We start from the raw sequence: 20,658 nt of genomic DNA on the forward strand, positions 1-20,658 counted from the left end.
GACATTACATCCACATCGCAATATAGATAAAGGTAAACACAGGTAATGCGGCCGTTAAGCTATCGATACGATCTAAAATGCCACCATGGCCTGGTAAAATAGTGCCCGAGTCTTTGATGTTGGCAGCACGCTTAAACATGCTTTCAGATAAATCACCAAATGCTGAAGCTAACGCAGTGACTAACGTCACGACAACCAACAAGCCAAGTTCTTGTTCTGGTGCGACATACATTACGCCTGCAACGACTATCATTGTGGTTAACAAACCACCTGCTAAGCCTTCTAAGGTCTTGGCAGGGCTAACGCTAGGCATCAACTTATGTTTACCTAATTTACGACCCGCAAAGTAAGCTCCGGTATCGGTGGCCCAAACGACCAGCATCACCAAAAACACTAAGGCGCCGCCATAATAAGGGTCAACATTATTGCTTAATGACTTAAGCGCAATCAATGAAGCAAAACACGGCACTAATGTTAGTTGTCCAAACATAGACTTTAACATTGGGCTGGTTTTCCAAAACTTAGCACTTTTAGGAAAGCTAAACACTAATATACTGCTAACAATCCACCAAAACACACCAATACTAATGATTGCCAGGTACATTGGGTGTAGTTGGCCTTTAAACCACAAAACATCCACTGGCACGGTCAAATTAAGGGCTATCAGCAAAAAACCTAATGTTGCGGTAAAAGACCATTGAGTTGCATTGCACTGAGGGTCAATGAAACTGCCCCACTCTTTGGCTGCAATCAAAAAAACTGGCACCAATACCCAAGCAAAGAAGTTTGCTGGTAGTAAAAAAATTGCCCCGAGTACAATTGGGATTAACCACAATGCTGTTATTATTCGTTGTTTTAGCAAAAACTAATCCTCTTAATATTTTTTATATTGCGCGTATCTGTTCGATTTGACTCCCAGTCAAACCAAAACGACGCTGCCGACTGGCAAAAATGGCAAGCGCATCTCGAAATGCTTGCTCATCAAAGTCAGGCCACAAGGTGTCAGTAAACACCAATTCGGCATATGCAGCCTGCCATAACACAAAATTACTAATGCGGTAATCACCGCCAGTACGGATCATTAAATCAACTTCGCTCTGATTTTGCATGCACAAATGTTCATTTAGGGCATCTTCGGTCATCTGACTGCTGTTGATTTCGCCAGTTGCGACCTTTTCGGCTAATTTTTGTGCAGCTTGCAAGATATCCCAACGGCCACCGTAGTTAGCCGCTACATTCAATATTAACCCGGTATTGGCCATCGTTTTTTCTTGAGCTGCTGCAATTTGCTTTTGCAAACGCGCTGAAAAGCGACTGGTATCGCCAATAATATTGAGTCTTACTTGATTTTTGTCGAGCAATTTTAGCTCGCGCTGCAACACAGTAAAAAACAGTTCCATTAACAAACTGACTTCTTTATCAGGTCGGCGCCAATTTTCACTCGAAAACGCGAACAGCGTTAACGATTCAATCCCTAACTGACTTGCGGTGCTAACGGCACGACGAACGGCTTTAACACCGGCTTTATGGCCAAACACACGGGCTTTACCCTGCAATTGTGCCCAGCGACCATTACCATCCATGATAATTGCAACATGCTTTGGCAGAGATTGTTTAACTACATCAGATAATTGTCCCGGCAGTAATGGCGAAGTCATAGCCTCCGGATCTGCATTAGGGTCTGATTCAAACTCAACTGTAGATGACATCTACGGCAATCCTTTATAAAAACAAACGCCGTGTAGTATACCCTTACACGGACGATTTAATTAACTCTCTTAAACTCAATAACTTAGCTTATGTATTTTCAGTTATTTGATAGCTATGTACACAGCCATGTACAAATATCTAAAAGTGACCTGATTATACGCGCAATGTTTCCTATCCGCAAAACTGTTGTTTGCGTATGCGAAACTCAAGCTTGCGCTAACTTTTTTGTGTGATAATTTTGAATGGTCTGTATGGGTAAAGATGTATAACGCTAATTGCTTCCATAGAATTGCAAGCCAGCATCCTGACACGAATAACGCATGTTAAAACAAGTGCTGTTATTTATAAACTTGACTAGCAAAGTGCTGTGACCGTAGGTGCGGTTTTGAGATCAGATTTGCATTACTCGTTAAAATGGCATTTATCCGTGTAGAACGGATTGTTAAAATCTTGACTGATAGGAAAGACTATCAAGACAAGGATAACGCGTAATGGCGATGCTGCTAGGAAAGGTCTTAAACTCTTATAGCCCAGTTACTGAACTGACAAATCAGAGGCAAGTTACCGCACACGCGGTTTATTATATTGTTAAGGTGTTTGTCGCTGCGAGTCACTCGATAAGTTCAGACCTATCCAGATCAGACACCTTTAACAATGTAATAACCTGCGAAAGCACAGAGCCCGCATGCGGGCGTCAGCGATTAACTGGCCTAGACGATGGCGGTTATCCATTACTTAGATTGTTAGGTGTTCAGCTTTGGCGCATCTGCGTAGCCTGACCCAAAAGCCAGTGAATCGATAAGAGTCAGTGAACGCCTTTCAATCTAAACCTAATTCAACAAGGACGAACAATGCACATAATAATTGCACTCGCACTATTAATACTCGGCTATGCTGCCGGTGAAAACCTTAGCTGGCTAATTGGTATGCCTACTATATGCGCTGGCTTATATATGTTTGTTGCAGGTAGTAATAAGTGGCGGGAACGCCAAGAGGGTTTATTAACCCTGCTTGGCTTGTTGTGTGGAGTGGGATTGTTACTTGCGGGATTTATGGGTTGGTAGTTGAAAGTTTAGCCGCTGGTTAGGCGGCATTTTGTTTACTATATTACTTCATATAAAATAGGATTAGAAACGGTAAACTCAACTGGTGACGCTCCGCCGCAGTCTATTTTTATATATAAAACAACGGATGTTGCAGTGCCAAACACCATCGAGTTTGTGTAGAGCATATTTCCATCATATACAATTTGCTCGCCAGCACCACCAGTCATAGGTATGTTGAAATTAGTAAGTGTTTGCGCCCCGCCTCCGCTTGCGTATATAGTGCCATAACTTGCCGCCGCAGTATTAAGCATTGTTATTTTTACGCCAAAGAAGTAATTCTTGCCAGCAACTATACTTACGTTTCCAGTCCTGAATAGCCCCATATTTTCACTCGCAACGTTAGCTACTAACCCAGTTTTAACAGTGTATGTGCCATCACCATTCAGAACACCACCAAGGCCAGAGCTTCCGCTCGAAGGGTCTGCATAGTAAAGTCGCCAATCTGTAGGCGCTACACCTGTTGCTCCGTTTAGGACTAGGCCAGCACTTCCAATAAATGAAGGGTTAGGGGCTAGGTTAACCCTTCCAGCAGGGCTTGTGCTTATGAATCTAGAGTCTAGAACATCCTTCACAGTTAGCCCCATCAGCCATGCTCCATATGAATTGGGATGTAGCCCATCCGTTGTGACGTCTAACTCAGTACTCGCCCCGCTATCTATTTTCGCATTGAACGCAGTGAAATTGCCAACCATAGCTATATCGGATGCTCTAGCTGCGGCTATATTAGTATATAGGGTGTTTAGCGAGTCTATTTCATCATTAAACCCGTCTGAAATCTTCCTATGAGGGACTGGGCATAACAAGACTTTTTTACCAGATGCTATTATTTGGTCAACGATACTTTCAACATTAGATGCAATGGTTGCCACTGGAGTTAATATATTTACATCGTTAGTGCCTATCAGCAGCATAACTATTTCGGCGTTGCTTGTTGTTACGTCCGATATCCTATTCAACAAATCCGTGGTTTTATTCCCACTAACACCAAGGCCATCAAGCAAATCAAACTCTTGCGATGATGAGTTAATAGCGTTAACCCAATAACCTCTGGTTGATCTGTTGTAGGATGTTAACGTTCTGGGGCTGTCACCTATGTCAGTTATAGAGTCGCCAAATGCAACTACTTTTAATCTCTCTCCATAAAGTATTGCTGATGATTGAGTTTCAACTACCCCGTACCCACTAAACGATTTAAATGTAGATTCGTTACCTGCTGAATAATTATCACCGTAAACTATAACACCCTGACCATCAGAGCCAGAAGCACCAATATCAATTTCAATTAGATCCCCGTTCACAGGGAACTTGCCTTTGAACAAATCATTACGCTGCTCACTGGTATCAGTAATGCGAAAATAGACTTCGCTCAGGCCACTAGGCATATCTTCTGTTTCAAACTTTACTAAATTACCCATACTAACCCCACTTAAACTGAGACTTCCAAGTAAACTGTTTTGTCACTGGCGAACCATTACTGACACCGCCACCCACTATCATATTCGCCTGCTTAGCAATACCAATACCGGTCGCTAAACTGGTCAGGCTGGCTGGTATACCGCCAACCACAACTCGTTTATGTATTTTCATGGTACCGCCTTATTCAGCTTGAATTTGACAGTGGCCGTAAGCCCACACTTCTGGGTTGCCGGCTGGGATTTCGATAATTGCATCACTGTTAGATGGCGATAATCGATAAGCCAGCGTGGTGACTGCAGGCTTTGAGGCTGCAATGCTTAATTTAAACTTCTTGCCATCGGTTTGGTTTTGAATGGTGAAAGCGGTACCCACAGCAATACCGAACAATGTATTAACGCTTTCGTATTCCTGACCCTGTAAAACCTTTGCTACTTTAGTTGCTGCCATGTTGATTCACCTTTTTATTGACGTAAAAAAGCCGGAACAGAGTCCGGCTAGTATTGGGTTAAATTGCTAATTACCACTCGCGCAAATTGAAGTTCGTGTATGCCGCTTGGTAAATCGCATTCTTTTGCCGTGTTATGGCGTCTAGTTTTTCGCGTTTCTCGCTGCCGCTCAACTGGTTATTGTTGTTGATAATCTCGGATTGCTTATTAAGCGCTGATACTAGCTATACTTTTTTGCTAATTGCGACTCGTCAAAGTTAATTCCTAAATTTGCGGCCTCAAGATTTGACGCTCTATCAAAGCGATTTAGATTGCCATCGCTAATAAAGCCTACATACTTCATAAATTGCTCAATTTCTCTAAAGAATCCTGTTATTTGTCCGTTGATAGCTCTTTGCTCTTCTGTATTTACGCAAACTGTTTTTGACATGTCCTTTGCAATTAATTGGAGTAATCCGCCTTCGTCCTCATAACTACCGTCAATTAAATGTTTGATGTAAATTTTAGCTAGCGCACTTCCAGTGGTTACTCCACCGTAAAACCCTCCGGTTTTAGGAACATTCCAAAAAGACATACCCTGCTTCATTGGGCAGAAATCAACAAATGGCAACGTATGTGAATGGTGCTCTTGGTTGGTTTTGAATGCTAATGGCTTAGGTAGCGATGTATGCCCAGTATTAGTCATTATGTTGTTCATGGCTTCCTCCTACATTAGTTGTTGAGTAAAGGTTTCTGATAATTTAGTTAACCCTTTGGCGGTCAACCTAACTTGCGTGGTAATGCGAGTCGTTCCATCACCTTTATCTATCTCAGTCACCTTATGCTCGAGCAAACCTTGCTGAATACGCTCTTGGTAAGCTAACCAGCTTGTACCTAATCTACGGTATATCCATTTGTTCGATTGCAAGTAAGCAAATAAATCTTTAGGACGAACCTGCAATTGCTTAGCCGCATCACTAATACAAAAACTGCCATCAGCCGTAGCGATGCGATCAAGCGCTTGCGCTTTTGGTTGCGATACTTTTAGTTGATCTTCAAGCACTAATACTTTTTCACTAAAACCAAGTAACAAACTTCGCATGGTTGCGGGATCGCGTAACGCATCCATTGGATCAACTTGAGGCTGCAACCGCCCGTTGCGGTAATCTAAAAACACCTGATTAACCTTTAACTGGAATGATGGGCTGATCCATCCAGCATAAGAGATCGCAAGTAGCTCATGAGCGAAAGTGCCTTGTGATGCGCCGCCTTTCTTGGCTTCTATTGGCGATGGACAATTTTGTCCATCGGTTAATTCTTGAACAAGCTCTTTTACTTGAGCATTACGCAGCCACTTTGCTGGAGCTTTACTTTCGCCCTCCCCACTCGCTTTATGCAGTGTGTTGAGGTTGAAGCGGCCTTGTTCGTCAGTGGTAATGTCTACGCCAGCGATGGTCGGACAATGGTTATAATTAGACATTGCGACATTTGGATTTTTTTCACGTTGTATTCCGTTCACGTTGTTTGGTATATTATTCATTGAAGTCACCTTTACTTTGCTGTTTGGTTGATTCGTGAGCCTCGACTGTTACAGCAGTTGGGGCTTTTTCTTGGGCTTGCTGATGCTGAGTTAACGCATACACTATTTCAGCATTCATTGATCTAAAGTTTTTCGCTGCGTTCAACCTTACAAACTCCACTAATTCTGTTGGTATTCTCACGTTGAACTGAGGCATTGTTCTTGAGTTTTTCATGCTTCCTCCTGATTTGCTTGCTTTAATCCGTAAACCTTTTCTAGCTGATGACATATTTCACTATTCTGCGTTCTACTTTCAGCGCTAGCCGCCTGTAAGATTTTATCTTTAAGCTCTGGGCTGACGCGGATACGCATCATTGGGTAATCGCGCACTTTCATACTGACTCCTGATACTGTTACCAAAACCAATTGGAACCACGGTGGTTCCATTGAAAGATAAACCAGTGTGGTTTATCTTGTCAAGTAATGAAGTTGATTAATTAATAAAGAAGGCTAGTTATGCGCGAATATCCACAGATGAAGCTTCGATTACCTCCAGAACTAAAAGAGCAAGTTGAATCAGTGGCAAAAGATAACGGCAGGTCTATGAACGCTGAAATAGTTCATCGCCTTGAATCAGGATTTTTAAATCAAATTGCACCAACAAAGCTACTCACCCCAAGCGAAGCTAAAGCTATTGCTAAGGCTGCAAGGGATAATTTGTACAACGTTTTATTTAGCCACTGCGTCGATGAAATCAACAAGGCTGCAAAAAATGGATCAGAATTCGCAGCCGTTGATGTTCCCAATATAGTTGGCGAAGATTACTATGATGACGAAAGTGCTATTTGCACAGAAGTTGTTAACCCAGCTATAAAAGCCCTTATTGATGTAGGTTATAAGGTTGAGATAAATGCCGAATCAATCGTGATTAACTTTTAATAAAAAAGGCCGCTAGATGCGGCCTTAATGTATTAGAACGGTATGTTTGTGTAATTTATCGTGTAATCAATTTCATTCTTTTGGTACGGGACACTGTTACCACTAAAGCGTTGACTCTTTACAATATCAGCCTTTACAACACCAATCTTAGGGTAATACCAGTAATAGCCCTCAGTAACATAGTAAACTCTTGATGTTGTTGATTGAGTACTTAATTCACGGTACATTTTTAGCTTATAGGTTTCAAAGCTCCCTAACTCAGTTTCAATGACCTCTTTCTTTTCAACTTCCCATTTAACAATAGAATCATACTGCCCTTTGGGGTCCATAGTTATTAGCGATAAACCCCTATTACTTTTACCTGCAAACTCCCAACTATAACCGACCTTAAATTCACTAGGCGATAAAGGTACTGGGTAACATGTATTTTCATCGATGCTATAAGCAACACAGTAAATACTGTCATCCCAGGACTTATCAACTATTACAATGTCTTTGTCTGATATTAAATGGTAACCACCAGAGACTTCTGGGTAATCAACTCTGCTTGGCTGAATATAACGTTCCGTTATTTGAGTTTCAATAAAACCATCTATATCTACCGTATAAGTTGATGTTAAGGTTTTACTTCCATCAGTGTCGAACCATTCGCTTGGGTCGGTTTCAACCTGCCATTCTAAGCCGCCACCATTCCAATATTGACCAGAACCATCGCTATAAGTCTCGTCAAAATTAAACGTGTAAGAAATATAGTCACCAAGCTCATACTGCCTTAACTTGTCTGAATCTAGAACATAATCAGCCACTGGTTTTGGCGTTGGTGTTGGCGAGGTTGTACTTGATGAATTTTCGTCACCTCCACCGCCACAGCCTGACATTGATAATGCTGCGACCAATAACGCAAGTTTAATGTCTTTCATAAAATCCCTTTCAATCATGTAATAAGCCTTTGATGAAATTACCACTCTCTCAGCTTAAAGCCAATATAGGCAGCTTGATAAATTGCGTTTTTCTGACGGGTTAATTCGTCAAGCTGCTTGCGTTTTTCTGTACTGCTTGCATTGCTATTGCTGATCGTTTGCTGCTGGTTACTGAGCTTTGACACCTGGCGCTGCACTCGATTAAGGGCAATTCTTGCGCCTAGTTTGTCGCGGTTATCTTCAAGCAACTCCATCATGCGGCTAGAGTCTTGTTCTTCCATTGCGCGCTTATAACTGCCATATACTTGGTTAGCATTATCAAGCGCATCATAAAACTCACTTTGAAAGTACGTTGAACCGGCAGGAGCATCGCCACCATAAAACGCTTTGATTACTGGGTAACGACTAATTGGTGTTTCCGCTGTTTCAGTGCCTAGTATTTGACGCGCAATAACATCAGACATACCCAATACATAACCGCCAAGCGTGCCAGTGTAGCCTTTGATCCAGTGTTCTATTTTTTTAGGTGATACATTAATTGCCTTGCCTAGCTCACGCGCTGTGTCGCTGGTGTAAGCATTATAACGATCACCAGCTAAACGATTCTCGTCGCCCATACCCTCAATACTTGAATCTTTGAAAAACGAATAATTCAACCATGTTTCTACTACTGGCATAGCAAATTGAGGAATAGGGTTTAACGCTAACGTACTTGAAAGCGCATGCAATACTGACTTGCCTAAATCATTACCGGTTTGTGAGCCTGTACCAAACCCAAATAAGCGCTCTGGCAATGTGCCAAACACAATGCCTAATTCGAACGGCTTAGGGATACGAACATGATCATCACCTAACCAGAAGTGCCAGTTAGTATCTTTGTCCCAATCTGGTAGCTCTTTATAACGGTCATCGTCATCGTTCATTGCAGCCAATGCTAGTGAGAATGCAGCCACCTTTATGCCTTTCATTGCCAGGTTAGCTGATAACACTTTCAGCACTCTATCGTTATCCCCCGCAGCAGATGCACGGACTAACTTACTTAACCCCTGCAGGCGCGCATTAAAGAATGGCAAAAAATCAATCATCGTTGAGATCAGGGTAAAGTTCCCTTTTAGGGAATAATCCATTAAGTCTTTTGACTCATAAGCGGCTTGACGTCTAGTCTTACCCGCATTTAATGCAGACTCGTAAGTCGCTAAACGGTTGGCATTTTCAAGCTTGTCGCTGGCATTGCGATACCTTTCTAGTAATGAAAGTCCACTTGTTGCAATTGATTTTAGATAATTGTCTGTTTCATTCTTAGTTAACCCTTTTTCACGTAACGCACGGCGTATTTGCTGCGCCGCTGCTTCGGGATCAGCTCCATGAACATAACCACCCTGGAACGCTGCACCTGAGAAAATCAAATCACGATAATTTTCATCTTCTTTAAATGCTTTGCGTATGCCTTTGATTGAATCAGTACCTAGCTTAAAGTCATCCTTGTTAATCATCCAGGCATGAGCCGCATCACGCACAAAGTTTTTAAAGATAAAATCAGGCGACAAGGTAATACCGGTTGTTAAAAAGCGTTTAGCCGCTCGGCCTACCCTGTTGAGTAATGCTCTGCTTCCTGCGTCGTTAACCGACATTAAGCCACGCAGCAATGCGGGGTCAGATACAACATAAGTTGTTGGCTTGCCATCACGCATCACTTTCACGCGCTGAATTTTATTTAGCTCAGCTTGCGATAATTCAGCAAATTCTGCTGAGTCAGTTGATGCCATAAATCCTGTGCCATCTAGGTTGTCGGATATTTCTATCATGGCTTTGTTTTTCAGTGACGCATCAATCATAGTCGCCTGGCGATGAATAATGTTTTCAAGCAAGTCCTTAGTAGACTGCTTACCGCCTTTCAACTCTTTGATTTTTGCAGACTGACCGGCTAAGCCTTTTTTAGTGAATGGCGCGACTACCATAGAGGCAATATCTTGCATTTCTGGATCTTGATCCATTTCACGGAAAAACGGCACATAGTATTCTTCGTCAAAGCTATCGCGTTGCGCCTGACTTAATAAGCCTGCTTCTTGAGCCATATCCAAAACAGCTGAGTTGATTTTGTTGTACTCAGTACGTACTGATTCAAACTCGGCTTCCTTGCCGTCAGCAAGGGCTAACAGCTCGTCAATATCAGCTTGGGTTAAGTTGTTTTCTCTGCCCTCGGCTTTTAGTTGTTTAGCACGATTAGCACCCATCCAGGCAAGCCAGTTATTGAGTTCACCCTCTGGTAGCGTTCCAAGCACTTCAAGTAATCCCTTGGTATTTTCTTTGCGCTGCACTACGCCATCTTTCCACACCGGGGCGCCATAATGGAATGTGCCATGCAATACATCGGCAAGACCAGACGCCAGGCGCGCAGACACGTAACCCATTTGATTTGGGTCCGTAATACCGGCTGCAATTTCGGCGTTTTTAATACCGCTTAGTCCGTCAAAAATACCCTCGTTCATGCGCTGCCAAAATGGTGCACTCTTTAAGGTGTCGGCAGTATTGTGGTAGTTCTGTTTTATTTTTTCGCTTACTGTTTCTTTGGTTTGTTCAGTTATTCCCAGTTTTTCTTTTGCTGTACGGGTGTCTGGTTCGTCGGCCGTTTTGCTAAAAACGAGATCGCTTGCTGTTTCTTTAGCGGAATTTGCTGACTCACCTTTGCTGTATGCCATGTCACTATTATTACTACTCGGTGTTACAGCGTTATCTTGCTCACGCTTAAAGCCTTTAGTGATGGCATTTATCATATCGAGCATATCATTTTTGGTAGACTGTTGCGTTAACACGCCGACCTGTTCAAGCTGCCTGCGTAACCAAGTGAGCAAGGCGTTCCACCATTGTTTTACACTGCCCGTTTCTGGTTGGTTTTGCACAAAATTGGCAAATACTTCTTCTGCTTTTATACGATCGCTAACGCCTGCGTAGTCTTTATCAATTTTATCCCAAATATCGGCAAAGTCTTTTTTGCCACGGCTGGCAAGAATTCTGTCAATAAATGATTGATATTTGTCACCGCCAATAGTGCCTTGCAAACCACCATGTGCTAATACCTCATGAGTGACTGTTTGCCTTAACTCTTCTGTGGTTGAATGGCTGTCGGCAATAATATAAGCAATATGGCGCTTTTCGTCATAGGCGCCATAAATTACGCCGTCACTTAAACTGCCACTTGGTAACTTTAGGTGTTGTTCAAAATCGGCAATGCTATTGATCACCTTTACTGTTATGCCACCACCACCATGCAGTTTTTTCATGGTATTGCTAACAACTCTGTCAACCATGTTACGGCTTAATGTACCTTTAATTTTTGATTTATTAGGTTTGTTATCTTTAGAAAAGAACTCAATACCTTTTTCGGTTTTCTTTGTATCAATCTTGTCGAATAGCTGTTGGTATGCTGAATCGATAGCGGCTTGTTCTGACTTGGTAGGGTATGGATAATCCGGCGTGTTTTCATCGGCTGTCATCCAGCCATCTTCCGGTACAACATTGGCTAAATAGTCATTTGCAAAACCTTTGCGGTCTAATTCGCTAATGATAAAGCTTTCAAACGATCTCGCGCCTAACTCAGCATCAGTTGACCAGTATGCTTTAGATCTGCGCTTATCCAATTCTTTGGAGCGCTTAACCATATCGCTTTTATGAATGGCAGCTTGTACCGTTTTAAAGGCTGCGAGCAATTCCTTGCGAACACCTTTGTTGGTAAGCTCGTATGGTCGTTCCGAAATGAATGAATCTGAATCGCCACGCTTTTTAGATAAGTAGTTATCTAATGCGTGATACCACTCATGCGCCAATGAGCCAGAACCGTTTTTCTTAGTTAGGTTGATCACCATTTTGCCACGTTCATAATGCGCAGCTGCAGGGTTAGTACCGCCAGAACCCCTCGCACCAAATGCAAGTCCAAGATCACCATTGAGTGAGATAGCTAATGGATCAACTCCAAGTAAATCAGCTAAGTCCATTAAGCCATCATATGCCTGGTTTAAATCCTTTTGACGTTTGCCTTGCTCAACCCAGTTGCCAAACTCGACACCGCGAAAACCAAATGCTTCTGCAAATATTTCAGGTGTAACATTGCCTGCAAATCTTTCAGGACCAATGCGAGCATTGTTTACCGCTCGGCGTTCGTTAGGTGTGCTTTTTATTTTGGCTAACTTAGCTTCAACATCCTGGCGATTATCTTTAAGGTATTCACGCGCATCACTAAATGTCTCAAAGTTTTGAATACGTAACACACCAGATGAACCTTTCCAGCCTAGGAATACTTGCTTAGTGTAGCGGTCTGAATAAACACTGACATTGCTTTGCTTGCCGGTTTTATCAGCAGACTGTTCTTTGCTAATTATTTTTTCTAATGCCGCTTCAACATCTGATAGTTTATCGCTCGAGTTATTGTAATCAGTGCGACCATTTCGAGTAATGAAATAAAATACTTTTTCAGGGTTGTATCTGATGCTATTGAACACGCCAAAACTTCCAGAGCGGATCCGGTAATCAGCAATAGATTTAAGGTTTGCCGTATCAGCTTTTGCCAATACCTTGGCGGTTCTAACGATTGCTTTCAGTTCACCAGACTTTAAGCTCATGCCTTTGGTGGTTTCATCTTTAGGCAATGCACCGCTTAACAGTGCGCGAGCAAAGCCTTTGAGCATATTAACGTTGTCACTCCAACGTTTAACCTTGTGATTAAGGCGAGGTTTTGCGGGGATTTCTGCGCGCATGGCAGCAATGAGGGCTAGTATTTCTTTATCTGCACCACCATCTTCAAGCGCTTTGTAATCTGGCTCTGGCCAAGACTTACTTAGTGGTAATTCAGAGGTATTGTGATCATCTTTAATTGCTTCATCAAAGCCGCCCCAAGTGTCCTTTTTGGCACCACCTAGCTTTTCGCCAAAGTCTGCAATTGGATCTAATGGCTTAGCATCAGCGTTGTTCTTATCGGCAACAACTTTGGCACTTGGTGTTACTTCTGGTGTTACTAAATCTGTAGCTTCCGCATCATCTTGGACGTTGCCGGCTTTCGGTTCAGTTCCCTTTTTGGGAACTTGATTGGACTCGGCCTGCAATTCATTAAATGCTGCTTCAACATCGTCCTGAATACTTTGTTCTAACGAGCCATCTTGTTTTACTTGTTTTGTTGGCGCTTTATCGGTTACATCAAACTCTTTTCTTAGTTCGTCATAAGCCATTCTGTTGATACTTTCTGGCGTATCATTATTAAATTTTTGATAGGTTTCAAATGATGACTCAGCAAGCGCTTTATCAATAGCAGGCTCATACGATTCATTGATTTTAGCTATAGCAGAGTCAAAGCCAGGAGATCCATTTTTAATGCCTTGCGATTTAGCTTCTGCTTGAACCCACTTTGTTTTAGACATGCGTAAAACCGCAGGCAAATTGGTTGTGTCATTACTATTTGTAATTGGTTTTTCAGGCAGCGCGTTAGTTTTTTGATTACTAACTTGTTGAGTATCAGCTTCTTTATTTGAGCTAGGAAACTCATTAGCCAAAGTAATAAGTTCTTTAATTGGTGCGTTAAGCCTGATCACCTTGATTGGTTCTTTGTTTTCACGCTTAGCTAACCATTGATGATGCCCGTCTAAAACATAGTTATCTGATGACACTAAGATTGAGCGGTCATTATCAGTAAAGCCCATAGCTTTTTTAACTTTTTCAGGAGAAAACTCGGTTTGCGTTGGCTTTAACGAATCGGCTTGAACTTCTTCTTTAGCATGTTCAATGCCACGAGCATTCATAAAGTTAACCATAGCTCCGCGATGTTCAGACTTAATCTGTGGCATTTCAGCACGAGGAATATTTAAGGTTCCCGTTTCAGGCGCAAAGGCTGTCCATTCTTTATCAATTTTATCGCCGGACAAGTCTGCTGCTGGTCCTGCCTCTACTGTCGGCTCTAATTCTGTGTCTGCTTTAGGTGTGGAATCATTAATTGTTGAAGCAGTATTAACATTATTACCCGCCTCTAATGCTTCAACTTGATTATCCATAGCAACATTATTATCAACAGCGGCATTGATAGGCTCTTGCTTCTGAATAGCGGACCAGCCGTAACCTTTAGGTAGCTTTACCGCTTCAATCGCTACACCATCACGTTTAGCCTGGCGCGCTTTCTTGCTGCTTAATGCTTCTTTAGCACTGCCGAACGGCAATCCATTACCTTTAACGGTTACGCCGCTTTGGTCATCAGCAAAGACAATGCCCTTGTCAGTAATCTGCTTTGGCTGTTTAGCGGTATAACGCCCTACAGTATCGGCAAACTCTTTAGCGGCTTGTTGTGACCGGTCATCAGTACCAAAAATGGTAGTAGACTGCGTTAATGGTGTTGGGTCTTGCGCTGCTGTCGCTTCACGAGCTTGTTGTGCTGCTAGGGTTTCACTGTCGATAGCGTTAGTGCCAAGCAATCCGGTTACTGCGCTACGGCCTTGGCTTTCAGGACCAAGCCACTCACCACCGACACGGTTATCCGTAAGGGCTCTAACATCATCAAGTGCTTGCGCCACTGGTGATACGTTTTGACCTGGTACAACGGGAAAGCTACGGCCACGAACTGCATTATCACGCGCAATAGCCTGATCACCATATGAACCTGTTTGCATTGTATCGCCCATGCCTGCGCGTCTTGCTGCGGCTGGTTGATCAAAGTTAACGCCGTTATCATTAAAGCCGTATGCTTGTGCGGCTTGTTGTTCATCAAAAATTGGCTGTTGTGGTGCTGGTCCTGGTGCGAGATCACCTCGACGGTTTTCTGCTTGCTGTGCCATTGCATCCATTGCACCGGCTAATGTTGGGTTTGAATCACGAATAGCATCAGCACTTGGGTTGGTTACTGGCTCTTTAGGTACACGATTAAGTAAACCACCGGTAAAGCCTGCACCCGCACCGAACGCGCCGCCCATAGCTGCATCGTTTAACGCTGCTTGTGCCACGTTAGCCATAGGATCACGGTTGTCAATGCGCGATACAGCATCATCAACACCATACTGACTTGTACCCGCTTGGACGGCTTCTGTTACACCCTCAGTCACGCCACCATAAACCGCACTACGAAATGCACCAGACTTAGCCAATCGCGCACCGGTTAGGGCTCGGCCGATAATTGGGTCGCCAATAGCGGAAGCGGCAAAGTTAGCCAGTAACACTTTAGGATCTGCGCGCACTTCACTTGCTACCTGCTCTGCAAGTTGCGCCTTGGCTGTATTCCACTTATCAATATCGCTTGCTTGTGGCTGTGCTTGGTCCACTTCTAAGAATTTTTGAGCAAACACGGACGAGTCAGCCAGTAAGCTGTCAGGGATCTGCATGACTTCGCCGCGCGCTTGTTCCATCGCTTGACCGGTAGCGGCTGCGCCACCAGTACCACCCATACTTACCGCCTGGGCGACTTTGGCACCTTTAGCGCCTAGGCTTGCTGCTTTTGTCGCTGCACCCGCGATCCCCGCGCCAGGAATAGCCGTTGGGACAAACTGACCGGCAACGTTCGCCATACCAAGTAACCAGGTATCTAAATCCGTTGCGCCCTCACCTAATGCAATATCACCGTTTTCGTCATTGGTAAAAATGCTCTTGCTCATGGCATCCTGGCCACGTTGCGACATTTGTTGGTATTGGTCATCAGCCAGGCCGTAAAACGACTTAGCCATGCTCGATGCACCAAAGAAATCAAAAATACCACCCAGGCCAGAAGCCGCACCCGCTTGAACGCTATCTACCACATCGCCAAAGCGACCTTGTTCTTGTGTTGGTGCTGTTTTGGCTGCGCCTGTGGCGTACTTGCTTGGGTCGAAATCGATTAGAGACATTTAAAAACTCCAAAAAAAAGCCCGTCACATGGGACGGGCGAAATTGCCTTGGGAGAAAACTAATAGGTGGGTAACGCTGCTGCACCGTAAGCGGATTGAATGCCGCTTTGCTTTAACTGTTCTTGGCGCTTTATTTGTTCAGGACTGAGCAAGCCAACTGGCTTATTAGTTTGCCCTCGGTCATTTAACAGGTATTCAAGTGCTGCATCTTTGCCGGTTAACTGGTTGTAGTTCGCATCTGTCGCGCCTGGCTTTTGCTCACCGCCGCCACGGATCTTATTAACAAAGCTGCTAATATCAGGCATTTGTGTTGTTGGCTCTGCAGTGATGGCTGCTGGTACTGTTGCGGCTGGCGCTTCTTGCTTGCTTGGTAGGTAGGTAGAGAACCCGTATTTGTTTACTAGGCTTTCATCAAGACCTGAGCGCTGCACCAGTTCAGCCGCGCTAGTCGTGTACATGCTGCGTAGCTCAGCCATTGCCGCACGGTAGCCCTCTTGGTCCGTTACCATCTTGGTCATTGGGTCAACAAACATTTCTTTGATCTGCGCTTCTTTATCAGCACGGATCTTGTCTAGTCGCTCAATGCCTGACGACAATGCATTAACAGCTTCACGCTCACCTGCGCGCGCATTCGCATCTTTTTGACTTCGAGTCGCCGCTTCATAACGCTTAACAGTGTCTTTGTAGCGTTCGTCGTCTTTGGCTTGCCCGTCTTTGTAGCGTTGATCTTCCTTTTTAACACGAGCATTGTATCGAGCATCTTCAACGGCCCAACGCTTTTCCATGCTAGCCTGGCGCATACGTTCGCGTTCTTCATCGCTTAGCATTTGAACGTAAGCGTTCATGTTTCGGCCAACGGCTTGGCCTGCTTCAACTAAGCCCCTGCCTAAACCAGCTAATAGTGACATTAGACACCTCCACTTTGAATGCGTGACAACAAGCCTTGTGCCTGGTTAGGCGCTTGTTGCTGCGGCTGCGCTGCTGACTTCTTAACAATACCGAGCTCCTCACCCTCTTTTTCAGCCTGTTCAACAGAAAGCTTTAGCTCGTTAGGGTCAAGTTCACCCATACTTTCTTTCGCAGACAAATAGTTGGTGTAGGCTTTGCTCAATGTTCTATCAATGAAGTCGTCGTTTATTTCATCTTCTGATAGCGCGCCGGCGTCAACGGCTGACTGGGTTAGTTCCATGAAAATTTCTTGTGCCAAAATCAGTTTAATGTCATCACTAAACTGCATTTTCTTTGACACGATTAGCAGAACGGTAGCAATTGCGCCGCCGATGCCATCAGCCACATTTTCAGTTTGCAGGACCATTTTAGCGATTTCATCACCGGTTTTGCCCTCACCATGAATAACTTGCAATGACAAATCTAACGCCTGCGCAAGCTCAGCTTCTTCCTGTTCGGTCAGTTCTTCGCTTTCTAATTCCTGGTCCTGGGGTTGTTTCAATTTAGCATCCATCGTTTAGCCCACCGTTTTAGCTAGTTGATCTAGGGTTGTCGGCTGGCTAACTTGCGAGCCATACGGAGTTACACTAGACATAGGCGCAAGCTGAATTTTGTTAAGCAGACCGCCAACGTTAAGTGATTGACCCTCACCCTCGCCATCTACACCCCAATAAGTCATACGCTTACGTGCTTCTTTTTCAGCATCTTCGGCGGCTTTGCCTTGCATCGCATTACCAATGAGTGACGTACCAGCCTGAATACCTGCACTGTAAAGTAAGCCCTCTGCTGCTGTCATGCCTCCCGCTGCGGTTGCGCCTGCTGCGGTCCCTGCAGTTGTCACACCAGCCATGGAACCAACACCCGCTGTACCAAGTTCTGCCGCACCTAAGCCTGCTGCCTCTGATAGTGCAACACCGTTACCTGCACCCCAAACACCGCCGCCAATCTCTGCCGCTGCTGTGCCTGCGGTCGCTGCGGTTGTCGCTCCTGTTGTTGCTGCCGTAGTGGCTCCTGTCGCCGCCGTTGTCGCGCCCGTTGTCGCCGCTGTAGTGCCTGCGCCAATTGTACCGGCTGCTGTTCCTGCCGCTGCCGCCCCCGCACCTACCGCGCCCGTCCAGCCACCTGCAATTGCTGACCCCGCCGCCGCAAAGTTACCGCCTGCAATCGCAGACCCCGCACCAGTAACACCGCCCCATGCTGAACTCATTCCGGCTGCTGCCGTGCCTCCCGATCCCATCGAGATCAGTGCTGCACCTCCAAAATAGATAAGCACTGCGGCTGCAACAACTTTAAATACTGGGCTGGCCTCAATCTTTTCTCGGATCTTTTTGGTTTTTTCGTGGACCCACTTAAATACTGGATCGAGTTTGCCAGTAATTTTGCTTGCAAACTTTCGTACCTTTTTAAACGCTTTGCCAACTGCACTCATATTTATACCCCGTCACCAATAATGTTTACAAACAAACCACCGGCATGACTGAACCCATGTTTTTTATACAGTTCACCTAGTCTGCCATCGTGATCCATGCCTGAACTAATTCCTAGCATGATGCTCTTAACCTTGTTAAAGCCCTTGGCCCATCGCAAGAAACGGCGCAATAACCAAACCGCTTGTTCTGCGTGTTCTTTGTTTACACAAAACACCAAATCTGTCGCGTAGCATTCGCGACTAAAAAAATGTTCTTCTTGGATACCCAAGATAAACCCGACCACTTTACCGTCTACTTCGGCAACAAATGCACACATATTGCGGTCTGAAATACAACGACGAATAGAATAGCTCGCCTTGTAGTCGTCCATATCAACCGGATAGCTAGGCGAGTTTTTTAACGTCTCGCGTCCAATATCTAGCATTACTGCTATATCGCTATGTGTTGCGTTCCTAATCATTGAAACCTACTTTTGCTTTTGGCCTGGCTTGTAAGTACCACCGCCGCCGGAAGATCCGCCGCCTGACGAACCACTATTCCCAGTACCAGTAACGCTGGTGCCTGGTGTTGTTGTTGGTGTATAAGGGATTTGAGGCAAATTCGGGTTGCGAATGCCTGTGGCTGGACCAGTGTTTGTGCCAGTTGCAGTGCCAGGCGCAGGCGCAGGGATAGCACCATACAAAATGCCGAGCATGTTAGTTTGCATATTAAGCGAGTTCATGATCTCGGTAACTGCTGCCGCTTGCTGTTCTTTGGTCATGTTGGCGTTGTTCATCGCCAAACCAATTGCATTAAGCGCGGCGTTCGTGGCATCACCAATGCTGTTACCATACTGGATCTGCATATCATGGCTTAATTCCATTTGGCGCAATGACACTTGCGAATCGATTTGAGCGGTTAATTCTTTCCATCGCTGATCGTTCTGTAAATCATTTAGTTCAACCTGGTACTTGTTTAGGATGGCGTCGCGCTCAGCCTGAATGCTGGCGCTCTTTTCCATTTGGATAAGCTGCAATTCTTGCTGCTTATCCAACGTACCAAGCTGCTGCCTGTATTGGAGATCTGCAAGCTGCGTTTGAAAGTCTCTGTTAACGTTATTCTCACCAGTTTGCCAAGACTGCTGCGCGTTAAGCTCTTGAAGTCTTTGTGCGCCTTGCGCATCAAGTGTTCCAAGTGATTGTTTGTACTTGAGATCTTCAAGTTCTGCTTGTTGGATTCTATCAAGCCCTTTTTCTTGGCTCTGCCAAGACTGCTGCGCGTTAAGCTCTTGAAGTCTTTGGGCGCCCTCAGCATCAAGCGTTCCAAGAGATTGTTTGTACTTGAGATCTTCAAGTTCTGCTTGTTGGATTCTATCAAGCCCTTTTTCTTGGCTCTGCCATTGCATTTGATTATTTTGCAAGGCGTTATTAATAAATCCCTGCTTATCTGCCATCGACGCTTCATGTGTGCGATTAGCATTATCTTGATCATTGGTAAATTGTTGTTGCCATCCTAGAGTTTGCGCTTGACCATAGGTTTGCGCGTCTTGTTGAGCAATAGGTAAAGCTTTATCTATCATTGATGACAAAGCCGTTTCATTGCCAATTGAACTAGACTGCAGCCCTCTAGATGCGCTATAAGCTTGCGCATTAGCGATGACCTTTTTCATCATATCGCTGTTTGGATTAAGCAAACCAGTGATCTGATTTTGCACCAAAGAATCATTGTTAGGCGTGTAATCATAACTATTATTCGTTTGCGTTCCAGTGTACCCGTCAGATGAATAGTTATTCCCTACAAAACTAGAAGTAGGAACGTTCATCTTAGGCGCATTAGCTAGCGCCTCACCAGTTACGGAGTTGTACTGTGCATTCTGATAACTAGAAGTAGGAACGTTCATCTTAGGCGCATTAGCTAGCGCCTCACCAGTTACGGAGTTGTACTGTGCATTCTGATAATTGTTTTGGGCCGCATTCATAGGCGGCACTAAATAATCACTATTAGTATTACCTTGATTACTTTGATTAGTTGATTTTGGTGGAGTTGTCGCACTATTTTCATTACCGCCGGTATAGGTTGTGCCAGGCTTAGGCGGCATTCGACCAGGTTGCTGTTGTGATACTTGCTGCGGCGCTTTAGCCTGTGCATCAGTTGTGCCGCTATTGGTTCCGTTGCTTGTGCCATTAAAGCCAAAGCCAGGCTGATCTGCATTGCCGTTATACGTGGCTTTCTGCCCTGCATACTGATTATTCAAGCCATCCTTGCCATTGGTCGCTTTACTTAACAAACCTAGCTGCGCATCACTGCCAGTTGCACTAACAGGGTAAACCGTCTTGTTGGTAGATTTCTGCGGCGCAGGCAAAGGCGTATCCAAAGCAGCGCTTTGAACAGGGGTAATTTGTTGCATGGTAAATAAACT

At 44.4% G+C, this 20,658-nt stretch carries 18 protein-coding genes; 2 read left to right on the forward strand and 16 right to left on the reverse strand.

The features are described from left to right. Positions 1–4: 4 nt before the first annotated feature. A complete protein-coding gene (locus tag AC19MX_RS01420) occupies positions 5–862 on the reverse strand; it encodes a phosphatidate cytidylyltransferase (RefSeq protein ID WP_432401477.1) in 858 nt (285 codons plus the stop codon). Between the two features lie 22 nt (positions 863–884). Beyond that, complete coding sequence (gene uppS / locus AC19MX_RS01425; RefSeq protein ID WP_432401479.1) at positions 885–1,709, reverse strand: polyprenyl diphosphate synthase; 825 nt, start codon at positions 1,707–1,709, stop codon at positions 885–887. An 852-nt stretch (positions 1,710–2,561) separates the two neighbouring features. On the opposite strand from uppS, the gene AC19MX_RS01430 reads away from it, so the two are divergent. Further along, a complete protein-coding gene (locus AC19MX_RS01430; RefSeq protein WP_498296306.1) occupies positions 2,562–2,774 on the forward strand; it encodes a hypothetical protein in 213 nt (70 codons plus the stop codon). Positions 2,775–2,812: 38 nt separating this feature from the next. Here the strand turns inward: AC19MX_RS01430 and AC19MX_RS01435 are convergent, their stop codons facing one another. The 7 genes from AC19MX_RS01435 to AC19MX_RS01465 all read right to left on the reverse strand — a co-directional run bounded on the left by AC19MX_RS01435 (position 2,813) and on the right by AC19MX_RS01465 (position 6,572). Continuing rightward, positions 2,813–4,231 carry an SGNH/GDSL hydrolase family protein gene (locus tag AC19MX_RS01435; protein ID WP_498296307.1) on the reverse strand — a complete coding sequence of 473 codons (1,419 nt, stop codon included), beginning with the start codon at positions 4,229–4,231 and terminating at the stop codon, positions 2,813–2,815. Position 4,232: 1 nt separating this feature from the next. After that, entirely contained in the window at positions 4,233–4,403 is a 171-nt protein-coding gene (locus tag AC19MX_RS01440) for a hypothetical protein (protein WP_498296309.1), read from the reverse strand. A 9-nt stretch (positions 4,404–4,412) separates the two neighbouring features. Further along, the gene (locus AC19MX_RS01445; protein WP_498296311.1) at positions 4,413–4,679 is read right to left on the reverse strand and encodes a hypothetical protein; all 267 of its coding nucleotides are present in this window, start codon (positions 4,677–4,679) and stop codon (positions 4,413–4,415) included. 219 nt (positions 4,680–4,898) lie between these two features. Further along, positions 4,899–5,375: a hypothetical protein gene (locus AC19MX_RS01450; protein WP_498296313.1), complete on the reverse strand. Its 477-nt coding sequence runs from the start codon at positions 5,373–5,375 to the stop codon at positions 4,899–4,901. A 9-nt stretch (positions 5,376–5,384) separates the two neighbouring features. Further along, the gene (locus AC19MX_RS01455; RefSeq protein WP_498296315.1) at positions 5,385–6,197 is read right to left on the reverse strand and encodes a phage antirepressor KilAC domain-containing protein; all 813 of its coding nucleotides are present in this window, start codon (positions 6,195–6,197) and stop codon (positions 5,385–5,387) included. Next, complete coding sequence (locus AC19MX_RS01460) at positions 6,190–6,411, reverse strand: Arc family DNA-binding protein (RefSeq protein ID WP_498296316.1); 222 nt, start codon at positions 6,409–6,411, stop codon at positions 6,190–6,192. Before AC19MX_RS01460 ends, AC19MX_RS01455 begins: the two co-directional genes overlap by 8 nt. Next, positions 6,408–6,572 carry a hypothetical protein gene (locus AC19MX_RS01465; protein ID WP_498296318.1) on the reverse strand — a complete coding sequence of 55 codons (165 nt, stop codon included), beginning with the start codon at positions 6,570–6,572 and terminating at the stop codon, positions 6,408–6,410. The genes AC19MX_RS01460 and AC19MX_RS01465 overlap by 4 nt, the downstream gene beginning before the upstream one ends. Positions 6,573–6,692: 120 nt before the next feature. Here AC19MX_RS01465 and AC19MX_RS01470 point away from each other — a divergent pair, with 120 nt between their 5' ends. Beyond that, entirely contained in the window at positions 6,693–7,115 is a 423-nt protein-coding gene (locus tag AC19MX_RS01470; protein ID WP_498296320.1) for an Arc family DNA-binding protein, read from the forward strand. A gap of 32 nt (positions 7,116–7,147) precedes the next feature. Here the strand turns inward: AC19MX_RS01470 and AC19MX_RS01475 are convergent, their stop codons facing one another. Genes AC19MX_RS01475 through AC19MX_RS01505 form a run of 7 tightly spaced genes read right to left on the reverse strand, consistent with a single transcriptional unit; the run spans position 7,148 to position 20,646 of the window. Then, on the reverse strand, positions 7,148–8,035 hold the full coding sequence (locus AC19MX_RS01475) for a hypothetical protein (protein ID WP_498296322.1): 888 nt from the start codon (positions 8,033–8,035) through the stop codon (positions 7,148–7,150). A 38-nt stretch (positions 8,036–8,073) separates the two neighbouring features. Further along, positions 8,074–15,882, reverse strand: coding sequence for an LPD38 domain-containing protein (locus AC19MX_RS01480; RefSeq protein ID WP_498296324.1), 7,809 nt, complete (start codon positions 15,880–15,882; stop codon positions 8,074–8,076). Positions 15,883–15,941: 59 nt separating this feature from the next. Beyond that, entirely contained in the window at positions 15,942–16,790 is an 849-nt protein-coding gene (locus AC19MX_RS01485; RefSeq protein WP_498296326.1) for a hypothetical protein, read from the reverse strand. Then, positions 16,790–17,332, reverse strand: a complete 543-nt coding sequence (locus AC19MX_RS01490) for a hypothetical protein (protein WP_498296327.1) — start codon at positions 17,330–17,332, stop codon at positions 16,790–16,792. Before AC19MX_RS01490 ends, AC19MX_RS01485 begins: the two co-directional genes overlap by 1 nt. Before the next feature lie 15 nt (positions 17,333–17,347). Then, positions 17,348–18,259, reverse strand: a complete 912-nt coding sequence (locus AC19MX_RS01495) for a hypothetical protein (RefSeq protein ID WP_498296329.1) — start codon at positions 18,257–18,259, stop codon at positions 17,348–17,350. 2 nt (positions 18,260–18,261) lie between these two features. Continuing rightward, positions 18,262–18,684: a GNAT family N-acetyltransferase gene (locus AC19MX_RS01500; RefSeq protein ID WP_498296331.1), complete on the reverse strand. Its 423-nt coding sequence runs from the start codon at positions 18,682–18,684 to the stop codon at positions 18,262–18,264. Positions 18,685–18,726: 42 nt separating this feature from the next. Then, entirely contained in the window at positions 18,727–20,646 is a 1,920-nt protein-coding gene (locus AC19MX_RS01505) for a hypothetical protein (protein WP_498296333.1), read from the reverse strand. Positions 20,647–20,658: the final 12 nt, after the last annotated feature.

The organism is Shewanella sp. MF05956 (assembly GCF_059758055.1).

Excerpts from the sequence above, each read along its gene's own strand:
- AC19MX_RS01480 (WP_498296324.1), bottom strand. The coding sequence starts at position 15,882 with ATGTCTCTAATCGATTTCGACCCAAGCAAGTACGCCACAGGCGCAGCC.
- AC19MX_RS01505 (WP_498296333.1), bottom strand. The coding sequence starts at position 20,646 with ATGCAACAAATTACCCCTGTTCAAAGCGCTGCTTTGGATACGCCTTTG.
- uppS (WP_432401479.1), bottom strand. The coding sequence starts at position 1,709 with ATGTCATCTACAGTTGAGTTTGAATCAGACCCTAATGCAGATCCGGAG.
- AC19MX_RS01475 (WP_498296322.1), bottom strand. The coding sequence starts at position 8,035 with ATGAAAGACATTAAACTTGCGTTATTGGTCGCAGCATTATCAATGTCA.
- AC19MX_RS01500 (WP_498296331.1), bottom strand. The coding sequence starts at position 18,684 with ATGCTAGATATTGGACGCGAGACGTTAAAAAACTCGCCTAGCTATCCG.
- AC19MX_RS01450 (WP_498296313.1), bottom strand. The coding sequence starts at position 5,375 with ATGAACAACATAATGACTAATACTGGGCATACATCGCTACCTAAGCCA.
- AC19MX_RS01460 (WP_498296316.1), bottom strand. The coding sequence starts at position 6,411 with ATGAAAAACTCAAGAACAATGCCTCAGTTCAACGTGAGAATACCAACA.
- AC19MX_RS01440 (WP_498296309.1), bottom strand. The coding sequence starts at position 4,403 with ATGAAAATACATAAACGAGTTGTGGTTGGCGGTATACCAGCCAGCCTG.
- AC19MX_RS01435 (WP_498296307.1), bottom strand. The coding sequence starts at position 4,231 with ATGGGTAATTTAGTAAAGTTTGAAACAGAAGATATGCCTAGTGGCCTG.
- AC19MX_RS01445 (WP_498296311.1), bottom strand. The coding sequence starts at position 4,679 with ATGGCAGCAACTAAAGTAGCAAAGGTTTTACAGGGTCAGGAATACGAA.
- AC19MX_RS01485 (WP_498296326.1), bottom strand. The coding sequence starts at position 16,790 with ATGTCACTATTAGCTGGTTTAGGCAGGGGCTTAGTTGAAGCAGGCCAA.
- AC19MX_RS01470 (WP_498296320.1), top strand. The coding sequence starts at position 6,693 with ATGCGCGAATATCCACAGATGAAGCTTCGATTACCTCCAGAACTAAAA.
- AC19MX_RS01465 (WP_498296318.1), bottom strand. The coding sequence starts at position 6,572 with ATGAAAGTGCGCGATTACCCAATGATGCGTATCCGCGTCAGCCCAGAG.
- AC19MX_RS01455 (WP_498296315.1), bottom strand. The coding sequence starts at position 6,197 with ATGAATAATATACCAAACAACGTGAACGGAATACAACGTGAAAAAAAT.
- AC19MX_RS01430 (WP_498296306.1), top strand. The coding sequence starts at position 2,562 with ATGCACATAATAATTGCACTCGCACTATTAATACTCGGCTATGCTGCC.
- AC19MX_RS01495 (WP_498296329.1), bottom strand. The coding sequence starts at position 18,259 with ATGAGTGCAGTTGGCAAAGCGTTTAAAAAGGTACGAAAGTTTGCAAGC.